Annotated in this window: 15 protein-coding genes; 6 read left to right on the plus strand and 9 right to left on the minus strand. The window is 73.2% G+C overall.

Features of this window, described 5'->3' with window-relative positions; genetic code table 11:
- Positions 1-31 precede the first annotated feature (31 nt).
- On the plus strand, positions 32-1732 hold the full coding sequence (locus ACZ6R6_RS34915) for a sensor histidine kinase (RefSeq protein ID WP_470100658.1): 1701 nt from the start codon (positions 32-34) through the stop codon (positions 1730-1732).
- Positions 1733-1768: 36 nt separating this feature from the next.
- On the opposite strand, the gene ACZ6R6_RS34920 is transcribed toward ACZ6R6_RS34915, so the two are convergent.
- Complete coding sequence (locus ACZ6R6_RS34920; RefSeq protein WP_470100660.1) at positions 1769-2173, minus strand: pyridoxamine 5'-phosphate oxidase family protein; 405 nt, start codon at positions 2171-2173, stop codon at positions 1769-1771.
- A 220-nt stretch (positions 2174-2393) separates the two neighbouring features.
- Between ACZ6R6_RS34920 and ACZ6R6_RS34925 the strand changes: the two genes are divergently transcribed.
- The 5 genes from ACZ6R6_RS34925 (at position 2394) to ACZ6R6_RS34945 (ending at position 6352) form a co-directional block, all read left to right on the plus strand.
- Entirely contained in the window at positions 2394-2576 is a 183-nt protein-coding gene (locus ACZ6R6_RS34925; protein WP_470100662.1) for a metal-sensitive transcriptional regulator, read from the plus strand.
- A gap of 13 nt (positions 2577-2589) precedes the next feature.
- Positions 2590-3978, plus strand: coding sequence for an MBL fold metallo-hydrolase (locus tag ACZ6R6_RS34930; protein ID WP_470100664.1), 1389 nt, complete (start codon positions 2590-2592; stop codon positions 3976-3978).
- Positions 3975-4538, plus strand: coding sequence for a rhodanese-like domain-containing protein (locus ACZ6R6_RS34935; RefSeq protein WP_470100666.1), 564 nt, complete (start codon positions 3975-3977; stop codon positions 4536-4538). The genes ACZ6R6_RS34930 and ACZ6R6_RS34935 overlap by 4 nt, the downstream gene beginning before the upstream one ends.
- 283 nt (positions 4539-4821) lie before the next feature.
- Positions 4822-5301: a CBS domain-containing protein gene (locus ACZ6R6_RS34940; protein WP_470100668.1), complete on the plus strand. Its 480-nt coding sequence runs from the start codon at positions 4822-4824 to the stop codon at positions 5299-5301.
- A gap of 166 nt (positions 5302-5467) precedes the next feature.
- Positions 5468-6352, plus strand: coding sequence for an NAD(P)/FAD-dependent oxidoreductase (locus ACZ6R6_RS34945; RefSeq protein WP_470100670.1), 885 nt, complete (start codon positions 5468-5470; stop codon positions 6350-6352).
- Between the two features lie 9 nt (positions 6353-6361).
- Here the strand turns inward: ACZ6R6_RS34945 and ACZ6R6_RS34950 are convergent, their stop codons facing one another.
- From ACZ6R6_RS34950 to ACZ6R6_RS34985, 8 genes are all read right to left on the minus strand, one after another.
- Positions 6362-6799 (minus strand): type II toxin-antitoxin system PemK/MazF family toxin, encoded by a 438-nt coding sequence (locus ACZ6R6_RS34950; protein ID WP_470100672.1) that lies wholly within the window; start codon positions 6797-6799, stop codon positions 6362-6364.
- Positions 6799-9027 carry a SpoIIE family protein phosphatase gene (locus tag ACZ6R6_RS34955; RefSeq protein ID WP_470100674.1) on the minus strand — a complete coding sequence of 743 codons (2229 nt, stop codon included), beginning with the start codon at positions 9025-9027 and terminating at the stop codon, positions 6799-6801. Before ACZ6R6_RS34955 ends, ACZ6R6_RS34950 begins: the two co-directional genes overlap by 1 nt.
- A 616-nt stretch (positions 9028-9643) precedes the next feature.
- The gene (locus tag ACZ6R6_RS34960) at positions 9644-10465 is read right to left on the minus strand and encodes an isocitrate lyase/PEP mutase family protein (RefSeq protein ID WP_470100676.1); all 822 of its coding nucleotides are present in this window, start codon (positions 10463-10465) and stop codon (positions 9644-9646) included.
- A gap of 136 nt (positions 10466-10601) precedes the next feature.
- Positions 10602-10946 (minus strand): RNA polymerase-binding protein RbpA, encoded by a 345-nt coding sequence (locus ACZ6R6_RS34965; protein ID WP_012892001.1) that lies wholly within the window; start codon positions 10944-10946, stop codon positions 10602-10604.
- A 147-nt stretch (positions 10947-11093) separates the two neighbouring features.
- Positions 11094-12449, minus strand: a complete 1356-nt coding sequence (locus tag ACZ6R6_RS34970; RefSeq protein WP_470100678.1) for an MFS transporter — start codon at positions 12447-12449, stop codon at positions 11094-11096.
- Positions 12450-12638: 189 nt separating this feature from the next.
- A complete protein-coding gene (locus tag ACZ6R6_RS34975; protein ID WP_470100679.1) occupies positions 12639-13436 on the minus strand; it encodes a glycerophosphodiester phosphodiesterase in 798 nt (265 codons plus the stop codon).
- Positions 13437-13514: 78 nt separating this feature from the next.
- Complete coding sequence (locus ACZ6R6_RS34980) at positions 13515-14075, minus strand: RNA methyltransferase (protein ID WP_451927394.1); 561 nt, start codon at positions 14073-14075, stop codon at positions 13515-13517.
- A 67-nt stretch (positions 14076-14142) separates the two neighbouring features.
- A complete protein-coding gene (locus tag ACZ6R6_RS34985; RefSeq protein WP_470100681.1) occupies positions 14143-14757 on the minus strand; it encodes a class I SAM-dependent methyltransferase in 615 nt (204 codons plus the stop codon).
- Positions 14758-14788 lie beyond the last annotated feature (31 nt).

Raw genomic sequence — 14788 nt, forward strand, 5'->3', positions numbered from 1 at the left:
TTCACCCGTCCGGAATGCCAAACTCATACGTATGGCGGATATCGAGCCCGGCGCGTTGATTCCGCACATGCGGCTGGATGAGCTCCTTTCGGAGCTGCAGGTGCGGCTGGAGGCCGTGCTGGCCACCCGGGACCGGGTGCACGCGCTGCTGAACGCGGTCGTGTCGGTGGGCAGTGACCTGGACCTGGAGACGGTGCTGCGCCGGATCGTGGAGACCGCCACCACGCTGGTCGACGCCACCTACGGCGCCCTGGGCGCGATCGGTGAGGAGAACACGCTCGTTCAGTTCGTCCCGGTGGGGCTGACTGAGGAGGAGATCGCCAGGATCGAGCACTGGCCGCACGGCCTCGGCCTGCTCGGCCTGCTGATCAAGGAGCCGCGGCCGCTCCGGCTGGCCCACATCAGCGACCACCCCGAATCGTACGGATTCCCGCCCGGCCACCCGCCGATGGGCTCGTTCCTGGGTGTGCCGATCCGGGTGCGCGAGGAGGTGTTCGGCAACCTCTACCTCACCGAGAAGCGTGGGGGAGGGGAGTTCGACGCCGAGGACGAGGCGATCGTCACCGCGCTGGCCACCGCCGCCGGGGTGGCCATCGAGAACGCCCGGCTGTATGCCGACAGCCTGCGGCGTGAGCGGTGGCTGCAGGCCTCGGCGGAGGTCACCACCAGCCTGCTGTCGGGGGCCGAGCCGCGGGAGGTGCTCACGCTGATAGCACGCCGGGCGCGGCAGATGGCCGACGCCGACGTCGTGGCGGTCCTGCTGCCCGACGAGTCCGGGAACGACCTCCAGGTGGTCATCACTGACGGGCCGGCCTGCGAGCAGGTGGCCCATGCCCGGGTGCCGGTGGCCGACTCCCTGGCGGGCCGGGCCTTCGCCAGCGGCGAGCCGCTCATGGTCACCGACCCCGCCGAGGCCGAGGTCCCGGTCGCGATCGCCGAGTACGGCTCGCTCGGCCCGGTGGCCGCCGTGCCGATCGGCGAGGCGCATACCGTGCACGGCGTGCTGTCGCTGGGCAAGCGTGTGGGCCGCATCCCGTTCAGCCAGGCCGAGCTGCGCATGCTGTACTCCTTCGCCGGACAGGCCGCGATCGCCCTGGAGCTGGCCGAGAGACGGATGGACGCCGAGCGGCTGGGGCTGCTGGAGGACCGCGACCGGATCGCCAAGGACCTGCACGACGTGGTGATCCAGCGGCTGTTCGCCGTCGCCATGACGCTGATGAGCACGGTGCGGCTGGTCGAGCGGCCCGAGGCCTCGGGGCGGCTGCAGAACGCCATCGACGAGCTGGACGGCACCATCCGGCAGATCCGCTCGACCATCTTTGCCCTGCAGTCCCCTCGGGAGAGCGGCGCGGCGGGCCTGCGCGCGCGGATCGTGGAGCTGGTGGAGGGCGCACGCGGCCACCTGGGCTTCATGCCGGGATTGACCATGGACGGCCGCCTCGACGGCGGGGTGCCCGCGGAGATCGCCGAGCAACTGCCGGCCGTGCTGCGCGAGGCGCTGTCCAACGTCGTGCGCCACGCCAGAGCGTCCAAGGTGGAGGTGTCGGCCGAGGTGAGCGACGAGCGGCTCGTCCTGGTCGTGGCCGACGACGGCGTCGGGGTGCCCGCGGACGGCCGGCGCAGCGGGCTGCGCAACCTCCAGGAACGGGCCGAACGCCTGGGCGGCCACCTCACGGTCGACGCGCCGCCGCAGGGCGGCACCCGGCTGGTGTGGAGCGTGCCGCTCGGCTGACGCCGGGCGCGGCGGACCGCGACGTCCGGTCGCCGCCTAGTGCCGGATGCATCGGCCGACGACCAGCTCCGCCGGTATCTTGATGAAGAGGGTCCCTCCACCGGGCACCCAGGTCGTCAGCGGCAGCGCCGACAGCCGGGCGATCTCCACGGGGTCGGACACCGCCCGTGCGTATCCCACGGCGGTGACCGACCAGCCGGTGCATGTCCGCGAGTCGAAGTCGTCGGCCTCGAAGGCCACCACGGCATCACGGGTGGCGGCGACCGCGGACCCCTCGACGGCGCGGATGACGATGTCCTCGCCGTCGAGGCAGAAGCCGACCGGCTGCACGGCGGGGAGGGCGCGGTCGGTGAAGACGATCCGCCCGATCGGCGCCGAAGCCAGCAGGTCGATGCACTCCTCGCGGGAGAGCACGTGCGCTCCGGCCGTATCAGGTCTCATATCCCCAACGCTGACCCGGCGCCCCCGCGGCGGGGCAGAGCCGAAGGTCCCCTCATTCCGGCCGGTCGTCCCTCAGCCCTGCCGCCAGTCCTGGATCCGGGGTTACCGCCGGGGCACGGCGCCGGTGCTCCTGCCTGGTGGAGGAGGGGCTGAACAGGGAACAGTGTCGACTATTGTGGCATTTATACCCCCGGGGGTAATTGCGAAGATTGAGGAGACGATGGATGTGGGCGCCGGCCTGCTCGCCGACGTGCTCGCCCGCCTCAAGCGGGCCCGGGGCCGGATCGGCGGAATCATCCGCATGATCGAGGAGGGCCGGGACTGCTCGGACGTGGTCACACGCCCGGCCGCGTCTCCGCGGGACCCCCGTTTCCATTTGCCCGACCGATACCCTACGGGGTAGGGCATAGGAGCGTATGGTGCGGATCGCGACGATCGAGACCTCTTCCTTGGGAGACCGCAGCTATCTGGCCCATGACGGGCAGGTGGCGGTGGTCATCGACCCGCAGCGTGACATCGACCGCGTCCTGGACCTGGCCGGACGGCTGGGGGTGCGCGTCACACACGTGGCCGAGACGCATCTGCACAACGACTACGTCTCCGGCGGACTGGCCCTGGCCCGGGTGACCGGAGCGGCCTACCTGGTGGCGGCGGCCGACGAGGTCGCCTTCGACCGCCTCGCCGTCGGCGACGGTCAGGAGGTCACCGTGTCACCGGCGATGCGTCTGCGGGTGGTGGCCACTCCGGGACACACCTTCCACCACCTGTCGTACGTGCTGGACGGCGACGACGGGCCGGTGGGGGTCTTCACCGGAGGGTCGCTGCTGTTCGGCACCACGGGCCGCACCGACCTGCTGGGCGTCCGGCACGCCCGCGCCCTGGCCCATGCCCAGCACGCCTCGGTGCGGCACCTGGCCGACCTGCTGCCCGACGGCGCGCGGATCTGGCCCACCCACGGGTTCGGCAGCTTCTGCTCGGCCACCCAGTCCGACGCGCCGTCCTCCACCATCGGGCGGGAGAGGAGCGCCAACCCCGCGCTGCGCCTGGAGGCCGGCGACTTCGTCACCCGGACGCTGGCCGGCCTGGACGCCTACCCCGCCTACTACGCCCGCAACAGCGCCGGTCCCGGCCTGATCGACCTGACCCCTGCGCGGCCGGCCGACGCCGAGCAGTTGCGCGCCCGTATCGAGGCCGGGCAGTGGGTGGTCGACCTGCGCTCACGCAAGGCGTTCAGCCACCGGCACCTGGCCGGCACGCTGAGCTTCGGCCTGGACGGGCCGATGGCGACCTGGCTGGGCTGGATGGCCCCCTGGGAGGCGCCGATCACGCTGCTGGGCGAGTCGGCCGAGCAGGTCGCCGCCGCCCAGCGCGAACTGGCCCGCATCGGCATCGATCGCCCGGCCGCCGCCGCGGTCGGCACTCCCGAGCAGTGGGCCGGCCACGACCACGCCCGCCTGGGCGAGCTGGCGGTGGCCACCTTCGCCGACCTGGCCGCCGCGCGCGCCGGCCGGCCCCCGCGTGACCTGCCCGCCCCCGACGTCGTGCTGGACGTGCGGATGGGCGGGGAATGGCGCGCCGGCCACATCGACGGCGCGGTGCACATCCCGCTGCCCGGACTGCCGGACCGTCTGGAGCAGGTGCCGCCCGGGACGGTGTGGGTGCACTGCGGCTCCGGATACCGCGCCGCGGCCGCCGCCGGGCTGCTGGCCCGCGCCGGCCGTCGCGTGGTGCACATCGACGACGCCTACGCCCGGGCCGCCGACGCCGGCCTGACCATCACCGCCCCCGAGGAGGACATCGCATGACCGCCCCCACCCTGCCCGCGAAGCTCGACACCGCCGCCCTGCGCCATCTGCTGGAGGCCGGGGCCGGACCACGGCTGATCGACGTGCGCACCCCCGGCGAGTTCGAGGCCGTCCACATCCCTGGCGCGCTCAACGTGCCGCTGGACGAACTGCGCGAGCGCCGCGACGAGCTGCGCGCCCGCCCCGGCGAGCAGGCCGTGCTCATCTGCCGCTCCGGGCGGCGCGCCACCCAGGCCCAGCGGCTGCCGGCCGAGGCCGGAGCGGGTGCCTGGCCGGTCCTGGACGGCGGGATGAACGCCTGGCAGGCCGCCGGCGCCCCGGTCAGGACCGGCCGGCCCCGCTGGGACCTGGAGCGTCAGGTCCGCCTGGTCGCCGGCTCCGTCGTGCTCGGCTCGATCGTGGCCAGCGCGCTCGTCCCGCGGGTCAAATGGGTGGCCGCCGCGGTCGGCGGCGGACTTACCTTCGCCGCGCTGACCGACGCCTGTGCCATGGGCATGCTGCTGGCCAAGCTGCCCTACAACCGCGGCCCCCGCCGGTGTGACGCGGTGCCGGCGCCGTGACCGCCGGGGCGATCCTGACGGCCGGCGCGGGGCTCGGCTCCGGCGACGGGCCCCGGCCTCTGTCCCGGGGACAGGGGACAGGGGCCGGAAGTCCCTGACGGCCGGGTCCTTCGGCCGCTGCGGGAAGGCGTCGGGGGCGGTCGGATGGAAGGGTGACAATCGAGGAGGACGACATGACAGCGCACGTAGGGGTGGGCGCCGGCGGCTCACCCTCCGCGCGGGCCGCGGCCGGACGGGCCGCCGGGGGGCGCGTCGCGCTCCTGCCCGCCCGAGGCGAGGCGTGATGGACGTGCGCGAGCTCACGGTGGCGCAGGTGATGAGCCGGACGCTGGTCGCCGTCGACCCCGAGGAGTCCCCGCTGCTGGCATGGGAGATCATGCGCCGCGCGGGGGTCCACCACCTGCCGGTCGTCGACAGGCGTGGCTGCCTGCGTGGCGTCCTCACCCGGGAGGACCTCACCGCCCGCTGGTCCGGTGGGCCGGCCGAGCAGTCGCACCTGCCCGTCCACGCGTTGCTGGCCGGCCACCGCTGCCCGCACACCACTCTCGACGCGTCCCTGGCCTACGCCGCGGCGATCATGGTCAGCGCCGGTGTCGACGCCATTCCGATCCTGGGAGAGTCGAACAGGCTGGTGGGGATGGTCACCGCCACCGACGTGATGCGGGCGGTGGCCGGCCACATCACCGGGGAGGACGGGCCTCCGGAGCTGATGACGGGAGTGTTCCGCCTGGTCCCGGTCCTGCCCAGGCTCCCGGCGGAGTGACGCCGGCCCCTGCCGGCCCCCGGCCGGCGACGACTGGCGCGCCCGTCAGCGGGCATCCTCCTGACACGCCGTGTCATCCGTGAAACGCGGTTTTCCGGATGACCATGGATCAGCCTCGTGACCGGCGGTCCCGCGGGCGGCCGGACAGGAGTGGAAGGAGGTCGCCGTGCAACATTTCGACGTGGCGATCATCGGCGGCGGGCCCGCCGGGCTGACGGCGGCCATGACGCTCAGCCGCTCCCGGCGCCGGGTGGTGGTCCTGGACTCCGCGCGGCCGCCCCGCAACGCCCCGGCCAGGCAGGTGCACGGCATCGTGGGCCTCGACGGGGTCAGCCCTGCCGAATACCGCCACCGCGCCTGGGACGACCTGGGCAGATACGGCATGGCCGAGCTGCACGAGGCCACCGGCACTGATGTGGCCCCCGCCCCCGAGGGCGGGTTCACCGTCACCACCGAGGACGGCGGGCCGGTCTGGGCCCGGCGCGTGCTGCTCGCCGCGGGAATGGTCGACCTCCCTCCTGAGATCGAGGGGTTCGCCGAATGCTGGGGCAAGACGGTCATCCACTGCCCGTTCTGTCTGGGCTGGGAGAACCGGGACCGCACCTGGGGCGTGGTGACCCGCGACCCCGAGTCCGCCGCGACGGCCGCCGCCGCGGTCTCCGCCTGGAGCGAGGACGTGATCGTCCTGGCCGACGGCGCCATGCCGGAGGGCGGCCCGGACGCGGAGGTCGTCGAGGGGAGGATCCGCAGGCTGTACCACTCGGACGGGGATCTGCGCGCGGTCGAACTGGCCGACGGCACGCTCGTCGAGCGGCAGACCCTGCTGTGGCAGCTCGGCCGGCGGCCCGTGCCGCTGGTCTCCCATCTCGCCGAGCATCGTGGCCTGGCGGTGGGCCGGGACGGCTACGTGGAGGTCGACGGCTCCTTCCACACCAGCGTGCCCGGCCTCTACGCCGCCGGAGGCCTCATCATCGAGTCCCAGGCCGCGGTCGAGTCCGCCGCGGCCGGGGCCTGCGCCGCCTTCCAGATGATCTCCGATGACATCCGGTGACCGCCGGGTTCAGCCGTCGGCGGCCCAGCCATGGGCACTCCGCAGGACGGCGGCGACCCGGGCGAACCGGTCGCGGTCCAGAACCGATCCCTCGCGCCGGATGTCACCCTCGTCGAGCTCGAAGATCCGGTCCAGGCGCAGGTAGGAGACCCGGTTGTCCCGGTCCCAGAGACCGGGGCCGATCTCCAGCCAGTCGCGGGAGTCGCCACCGCGGCTGGACAGCATCATCGCCAGCAGTCTCCGCCCGTGACGGCCGACGACCAGCAGCGGCCGGTCCTTGCCCCGCTCCGGATCCTCCTCGTAGGGGACCCAGGCCCAGACGATCTCACCGGGGTCGGCGAGCCCGTCCAGGTCGGGGGAGTAGGCGAGGGTCGCCGCCCGGTCCACGTCGTGGATCTCCCGCACCGCGCCACGGGCCGGCCGCGGGTCTTCACCAAGGTCGCGCATCACGGCATCTTATTGGACGGACGGCGGGTTATCGGACGGGCGGCGGGCGGCCCGCTCTCCGGGGCGGGGTCGAGGGCCGGGGCGCTCTCCGGGGCGGGGGCCGGGTCGGCGGTGGGGCACAGCAGGAGCAGGGCGATGTCGTCGCTGCGGTAGCCGGTCGGGCGGGCGTGCCGGATCAGGGCGTCGGCCAGGTCCTCGAGATTCTGCTCGCCGGTGCGCGCCAGCTCGGCGCCGAGATCGGCCAGGGAGTCGTCGAGGTCGGTCCCGGGGGTCTCGATCAGGCCGTCGGTGTAGAGGGCCAGGATGGAGCCGGCCTCCAGGGGGACCTCCGTGCACGGGTACTCGGCTCCGGGATCGACGCCCAGCAGCAGGCCGCCGGGTATGTCCAGCACCCGCACGCCGCCGTCGGGGTGGCGCAGGAGGGGCTGGGGATGGCCGGCGCGGGCCAGGTGCGCCACGCGGCGGCGCAGGTCGAGCTGGACGTAGACGCAGGTGGCGAACAGGCCGGGGTCCAGGTCGGCCAGCAGGTGGTTGGTGCGGGCCAGGACCTCGCCGGGGCCGGCGCCGGTCGTGGCGTAGGCGCGCACCGCGGTGCGTAGCTGGCCCATGAGGGCCGCGGCGGTGACGTTGTGCCCTTGGACGTCACCGACGACGGCGGCGACGGTGTCGTCGGTGAGCCGGATGACGTCGTAGAAGTCTCCTCCGATGTCCATGCCTTCGGTGCCGGGGAGATAACGGGCGGCCGCGGTCAGGCCCGGCAGGCGGGGCAGTGCGTGGGGCAGCAGGCTCTCCTGCAGGCCGTGGGCGAGCTCCAGCTTGGCGTCGTAGAGACGCGCGCGTTCCAGCGCCTGGGCGATCAGGCCGCCGAGCGAGGTCAGTACGGCGCGCTCTTCGACGGTGAAGCGGTGGGGCTGGGAGAAGGCGAGCACGCAGGTGCCGACGGGCCGGTCGGAGGCGATCAGCGGCAGGAACGCCCAGGCGGCCATCCCGTCGTCCGGAGCGACGGCCATGGGGTAGATCTGGTCCATCTCCTCCGGGGATTCGAAGAAGCTGGGCACTCCGGTGACCATCGTCCGCGCGCTCGGGGTGGGCGAGCTCAGCGGGAGGCGGTCGTACTGCGCGGTGATCTCGGGGGGATAGCCCCGATGGCCGACGACGCCCAGCCGGCCGTCCTCGGCCGTCAGCAGGGCCAGGGCCTGCCCGCCGAAGGCGGGCATCATCTGGTCGGCGACCAGGTCCACCACGTCCTGGACGCCCGCGGCCTGGGTCAGCGCGCTCGCCAGGTGAAGGACGTGATAGATCGCCCCGACCCGGGTGGGGATCGCCGGGTCGACCGACGGCGCGGGCGCCGGGACGTCCCCCGGTCCCACCGGAGCCGGGGTGATGCGCACGGTGATGCCCGAGCCGAGCGGGTACAGATCGAAGGACAGCCACAGGTCCGGAGGGCGCAGCGCCACGAAGGAGGTCGGCTGCCGGCTGACCATCGCCGCGCGGTAGCGGTCCTCGTACACCGGGTCGTTCAGCCAGGGCAGCACCCTCCAGGGCCGGGCGCCGACCAGCCGCCGGGGAGACTCGCCGATCAGCGCGGCTCCCCGCGGGCTGATGTAGGTGAGGCGGCCGTGGTCGTCCATGGCGCATATCCCCTCAGGCAGGCGCGCCACCATCGTCTCCAGCGCCTCGGCCCGGCCCCCGCCGGGCGGGCCGGGCACGTACGGCTCCAGACCCGCCCGGAGCGGCGGGCCGGTCCGGGCGGCCTTCTCGAGCCCCCGCGCCAGGCCGGTGGCGGCGGCGGTGAGACGGTCGCGTTCGCCGGAGGACAGCCGCGAGGGGTGGGAGCAGGGCCAGAGCACGAACATCCCCCCGCAGGCGGCTGTGTCGGTGGCCAGCGGCAGTGCGGCCATGCGGAACTGGTAGGGCAGGGCGAGCGCCAGGTCCGGGTAGCAGCGGACCATCTCCTCCTCGCCCTCCACCCACACCAGCCGCCTCTCCCGCAGGGCGTCGGCCACCGGGATCGGGGCGGTCAGGCTGATCCGTTCCCACGGCCGGACGAACTCCCGCGGCAGCCCTTCTATCACCGCCAGCTCCAGCACCTGGCCGCCGGGCGACAGGCGGTAGATCCCGCCGGTGTGGGCACCGACCTCCTCCAGTACGCCGAGGAGGTCCACGGCCAGCGCGTCGCGGCCGTCTCCGCCGGGCCTGCCGTCGGGGGGAAGGGACCGTGCCGCCACGGTCAGCGCCCCGTTCCCCGGCCCGCGGCCCGTGAGATGATCATGCCGCCCTGCTGTCGCACCCTGGATCCCCCGCCCGCGGCAGGCCGGTCAGACCCCTGTCTCTGCCCTGTCGATCGACATGACCTAATGCGCATATATGGACGATACCCCCGCTGACCAGGGGTTTTGAAACTTCTGTGGCGCATCGGGTCCCGGGCTCCGAGCCCGCCGGGCATCACGCCGCTGACGCACCCGGCGCCGCACGCGCCGCGGACCGGGGGACAGGAAGCGGCGGCGTGAGAGGTCCGTGCGTACGGGTCGGGCTCGACGTCCGACGATCCACGGCTCGGGACGCTGGGGGTCCAGGGCCCGGACGGCCTGGGGGACGGGGGTGTCCCCACCGGTGAGCTGCAGGCGCAGCGCGATCTTCCCGTGTCCACCCGCGATGACTGTGCGCATGTCGGTTACCCCCGGATGACCCTCACACGTGGTACGTACCCCTCCGGGATGATCCCCGCACGGCGGCCCGTACCCCGGGTGATCCCCGCACGGCCGTACGGCCCGTACCCGGCGGGCCGTCCCGGGGCGCGCTGACCGGGGTGACCCCGCGCTCCGCCGCCAAGGCCGGGGGAGCTCAGCGGACGGGGTCCTGCGGCGGATACGGGCTCTGCCCGGCCCGGATCGCCGCGGCCATCTGGGCCGTGTACGCCTGCACGGCCCGGTGCAGGCCGGGCCCGAAGCTCACGCGGGCCACCCCGAGCGCGGCCAGCTCCTCCAGCGAGGGCGTGCCGGCGCGGAACAGGATGTTGACCGGGCCGCCGATCCCCTCGGTCAGCGCCCGGATCACCTCGGCCTCGGAGACGATGATCGGGTAGACGCAGTCGGCGCCGGCCCGGAGGTAGTCGTGCCCGCGCCGGACCGATTCGGCGAGCCGGTCGGCGGGGGACCCGGTGCCGTGCAGGTAGGTGTCGACCCGGGCGTTGATCACCAGGTCGACGCCCGCGCCGGCGGCCGCGGCGCGGACGGCGGACAGGAAGTCGGCCTGCTCCCCGGCGTCGATCATCCGGCCCGTGCGGGGATCGGAGTCCTCGAGGTTGCAGCCGACCGCACCGGTGGCGGCCAGCCGCTCCACCAGCTCCGCGGGCTCCAGGCCGTAGCCGCGCTCCAGGTCGGCGGTGACGGGGGCGCCGACCGCCCGGACGATCCGGCCGACCGCGGCCAGCATCTCCGCGACCGGCGTGTCCTGCCCGTCGTCGTAGCCGAGCGACGCGGCGACCGCGGCGCTGCCGGTGGCGATCACCGGGAATCCGGCCGCCTCGACGGCACGGGCCGACCCGGCGTCCCAGACGTTGGGCAGCACCAGCGGGCTGCCCGGCACGTGCAGCGCCCGCAGGGCCGCCGCCCTCTCGGCGGCTCCGGTGGCCGCCGCCTCGTCCCCGATGGTCTCCATGGTCATGGACGGACTCTAACGGCCTGCCCGGCCCGCTCCCAGATCCAATACGGGAGCGGCCGGCTGGGCCACCCGCCGAGGCGGGCCGGGACGGCGGAGACCCCCGGCGTCCGCTGTGGACGCCGGGGGTCTCCCGAGCCGGTCAGGCGCTCTTGCGGCGCTGGGCGCGTAGAATCGCCAGGCGCTCGTTGAGCACTTCCTCCAGGTCCTCGATCGTGCGGCGCTCCAGCAGCATGTCCCAGTGTGTCCGCGGGGGCTTGGCCTTCTTGGCCTCCGGCAGCTCGCCGTCGACCCGGATGGCGGTCGCGCCGCACATGCGACACTCCCAGGTCGCCGGGATCTCGGCCTCAGCGGCGAGCGGAACGTCGAATCGATGGCCCTTCGGGCAGGTGTAGGACACCTCCTGGCGCGGGGCCAGATCGGTGTTGCGGTCGTTCTCGTAGCTGGTCGCCCCGAGTCGGGTACCGCGTAGCGCACGCTCGCCCATGTCTCAATGCCTCCTGAGGGCCCCGTCGTGAGGGGTTCGTCTCCCACGGCGTACAACGCTTGATACCGTGTGTGGATTCCCACACATGGGGTGATCCAATCGCGCGTTCTTGACCCGGTCTGCGACAGAGCCCTTTCGGAGAGGGTGTCAGATGCGCTCGGGCACCGTGTTCCCGGCCTCGCGGATGGCCCTGGGCAGGTTGATGGCGGCGAGCAGGACGAAGCCGAGGACAAAGAAGATCACCAGTGAGATGATGCCGAGACGGTAACTGTCGGTCAGCTGGAGCGCCAGGGCGAGGGTGAAGGAGCCGAGGAACGTCGAGCCCTTGTCGCTGATCTCATACAGACTGTAATATTCCGCCTCCTTGCCCGCCGGGATCACGTGCGAGAACAGCGAGCGCGACAGGGCCTGGGTGCCGCCCATCACGATCGCGATGGCGAAGCCGAGCGCGAAGAACGGCAGCGCCGAGCCCCGGGGGAGGAAGTAGGCCACCGCCACCACGGCCGTCCAGCCGACCAGCGCGCCCAGCACGACACGCTTGGCCCCGTAGGAGGCGGCCAGGCGGCCCAGCAGCAGCGCGCCGCCGAAGGCGACGAACTGCACCATCAGGATCGCCGCGATCCGCACGGTCTGGCTCAGCCCGAGCTCCTTGTCGGCGTAGGTGGCCGAGAAGGAGATGACGGTCTGCACGCCGTCGTTGTAGATCAGGTAGGCGACCAGGAAGCCCAGCGTCAGCGGGTAGCGGCGCAGCTCCACGATCGTCCGGCCGAGCTGCCGGAAGGTCCCGGCCACGGCCTGCCCGGCGCTCTCGGCGCCCGCGGCGAGCGCGCGCCGGTTGCGCAGCCGCAACATCGGGATGACCGTGAACCCGGCCCACCACACGCCGGCCGAGGACAGGCAGATGCGCACGGCGTCGCCCTCGGAGACGCCGAGGGTGTCGTGACCGAGGAAGAGGGCGAGGTTGACGGCCAGCAGTATGCCGCCGCCGAGGTAGCCGAAGCCCCAGCCCCGGGCGGAGACCCCGTCGCGTTCGTCCGCGGTGGAGATCTCGGGCAGGAACGAGTTGTAGATGACGAACGCGGCGGCGAAGCCCAGGTTGGCGAGCACGAACAGCGCCCCGCCCAGCAGGTAGCGCTCACCGGAGAGGAACCAGAAGCAGATCGTGGCCCCGGCGCCGATGTAGGCGAACAGGCCCATGAGCTCCTTCTTGCGGCCGGTGTGGTCGGCCAGGGCCCCGGCGACGGGCATCAGGATGATCTGCAGGATGGCCGCCGCGCCCACCACGAAGGAGAAGTAGGCGCTGGGCCGTACGTCGAATCCGAGCACGTCGATGTACGGGCGGCCCTGGGCGGCGGTCTTGGCGATCGTCGTCAGATACGGGCCGAGGAAGACCGTCAGGACCGTGGAGTTGAAGGCGGAGTTCGCCCAGTCGTAGAAGTACCAGCCGCGCTGTTCGCGGCGGCGGGCCTGGGGGGAGTCCTCGACGACCCGTTCGGCGGTCATGGGCGGTCCTCGGTTCGCTGGGGGATGTCACGGGGGTACTGCTCACGCGGATCTCACGTGGTCTCAGGGGTGGGGCTCACGTGGGCTCAGGGGGTGGTGGGGCTCACGTGCCTCGGGGGACGCTCACGCGGCGTCTCGGGGGGCGCTCACGTGTCTCGGGGGGACGCTCACGTGTCTCGGAGGCGGGGCTCACGCGGCGAGCCGGCCGGGGTGCCACTGGCCGCGCGCCTCCAGGACCTCGCGGAGGCCGGAGATGTTGTCGGTCATCACGCCGTCCACCCCCAGGTCGAGCAGGCGACGCATCTTCTGGGGGTCGTTGACGGTCCACACGTGGATCTGCATGCCGAGGGCGTGCGCCGTGCGGATCAGGGACCTCGTGGTGACCCGCAGGCCGCGGAAGCCCAGCGGCACCTGCGCGCACGGAACTCCGGAGCGGGCCAGGCGGGTGAGCAGGCGGCCGTAGCCGGAGGTGGCGGCCGCCGCCCGCAGGGCCGCGACCCCGCGCGGCCCGAGCGAGGAGCACACCTCGCGGCCCATCGCGGCGCGGGCGCGGCTCAGCCGCTCGTCGGAGAAGGAGGTGAGGCAGATCCTGTCGTAGGCGTTGGTCCGCCTGACCGCCTCGGCCAGCGGCCCGATGGCCGCGGCCTCCTTGACGTCGATGTTGAAGCGCGCCTGCGGCCAGGAGCCCAGCAGGTCGTCCATGCGCGGGATCTCGTCCACGCCGCCGATCCGGGCCTCGCGCACCAGCCGGTAGGGCAGCTCGGCGATCCGGCCCCGCCGGTCGGTCACCCGGTCGAGGGTGTGGTCGTGGAAGGCCAGCAGCACCCCGTCGGCGGTGGCGTGCGCGTCGGTCTCCAGGTAGGTGTAGCCGAGCTCCACCGCGCGGGCGAACGCGGCGTGGGTGTTCTCCCGGCCCTCGGCCGCCCCGCCCCGGTGGGCGAAGGCGAGCGGGCCGGGATGGTCGAGGAAGGGGTAACGGCGCTGCACGTGCAGGAGTATGCCCGGTATGAGCGCGGCCGTCATCGCGCGCGGGTGAACGTTTGGGTCACGGGCCCCGGAGCGGGCTCATTCCCCGGCCGGCGGCTCCTTGCCGGACCACTCCCGGCGGCGGGCCTCGGCCAGCGCGATCGCGGTGGCGACCGCGACGTTGAACGAGCCCACCCGGCCGACCTGCGGGATATAGCAGACGCCGTCGGCGGCCTCCAGCAGCGCCGGGGAGCAGCCGTGGTCCTCGCTGCCCACCACCAGGCACAGGTCTCCGCCGAGTTTCGCCTCGTGCAGCGGCGCCGCGTCTCCGGTCAGCTCCACCGCGACGACGGTGAACCCGTCCTCCTTGGCGGCCCGTACGGCCTCCACCGCGCTGAGCGGTCCTTCCCAGGCCACCAGCCGGTCGGTGCCCAGCGCGGTCTTCTGGGCCTTGGGATTGGTCGGGGGAGTGGCGTTGCCGGCCAGCCAGATCCGCTCCACCCCGAAGGCGGCGGCCGTGCGGAAGATGGAGCCGATGTTGAACGGACCGGTCACCGACTCCACGATCAGGGCGAGACGGCCCTCGGTGTTCCGGCGCCAGGTGCGGTTGAGCCGCTTGACGTCGGTCGGCCGCAGCTGCCTGCGCGGGTTTGCAGTCATCGTTCGTTCACCGTTTCTCGTCCGTTCCGCGGGAGGCACCTGCCGGACCCGCCGTTGTTCTCACTGCTCACCGCGCGGGATCCGCGTCGGGCCGGGCCTCCACCCGGAGGATCCGGTAGGAGGACCGCGAGGCCATCCGGGCCGTGGGCCAGCCCTGCTCGTTCAGCCAGCGCTGCAGGGAGTCGGACCCCAGGTGCTTCTGCACCACCAGGTAGGCGGTGCCGTCGGGGGTGAGCCGCGACAGCCAGCGGGTCAGCATCTCGTGCATGGCGGCCTTGCCGATGCGGATCGCCGGGTTGGACCAGATGGTCGCGTAGCGGACCTCCGGCGGCACCTCGTCGACGTGCACTGACCTTACTTTGTCAAGGGCGGCGGCCCGGGCGTTCCTGGCGCACAGCTCGACCGCGCGGCGGTTGACGTCGACCGCCCAGACCGTGGCCCCGGGCGCGCGCGAGGCCATCGTCAGCGCGATCGGCCCGTATCCGCAGCCCAGGTCCAGCAGGTCGCCCTCGGCCGGGGGAGGGGGCACGGTCTCCAGCAGGATCCGGGTGCCCTGGTCGACCCGCTCGGGAGAGAACATCCCGCTGTCGGTCTCCAGCTTCAGATGGAGGTCGGGGAGCACGAGCGTGACCGAGCCCGGACGGCTGGCGGTCTCGGGACGCTCCTCGAAGTAATGTGCCACGTCGTAGAACGTTACCAACGGCCGGGACCGG

This window comes from Streptosporangium sp. NPDC048886 (assembly GCF_055586905.1).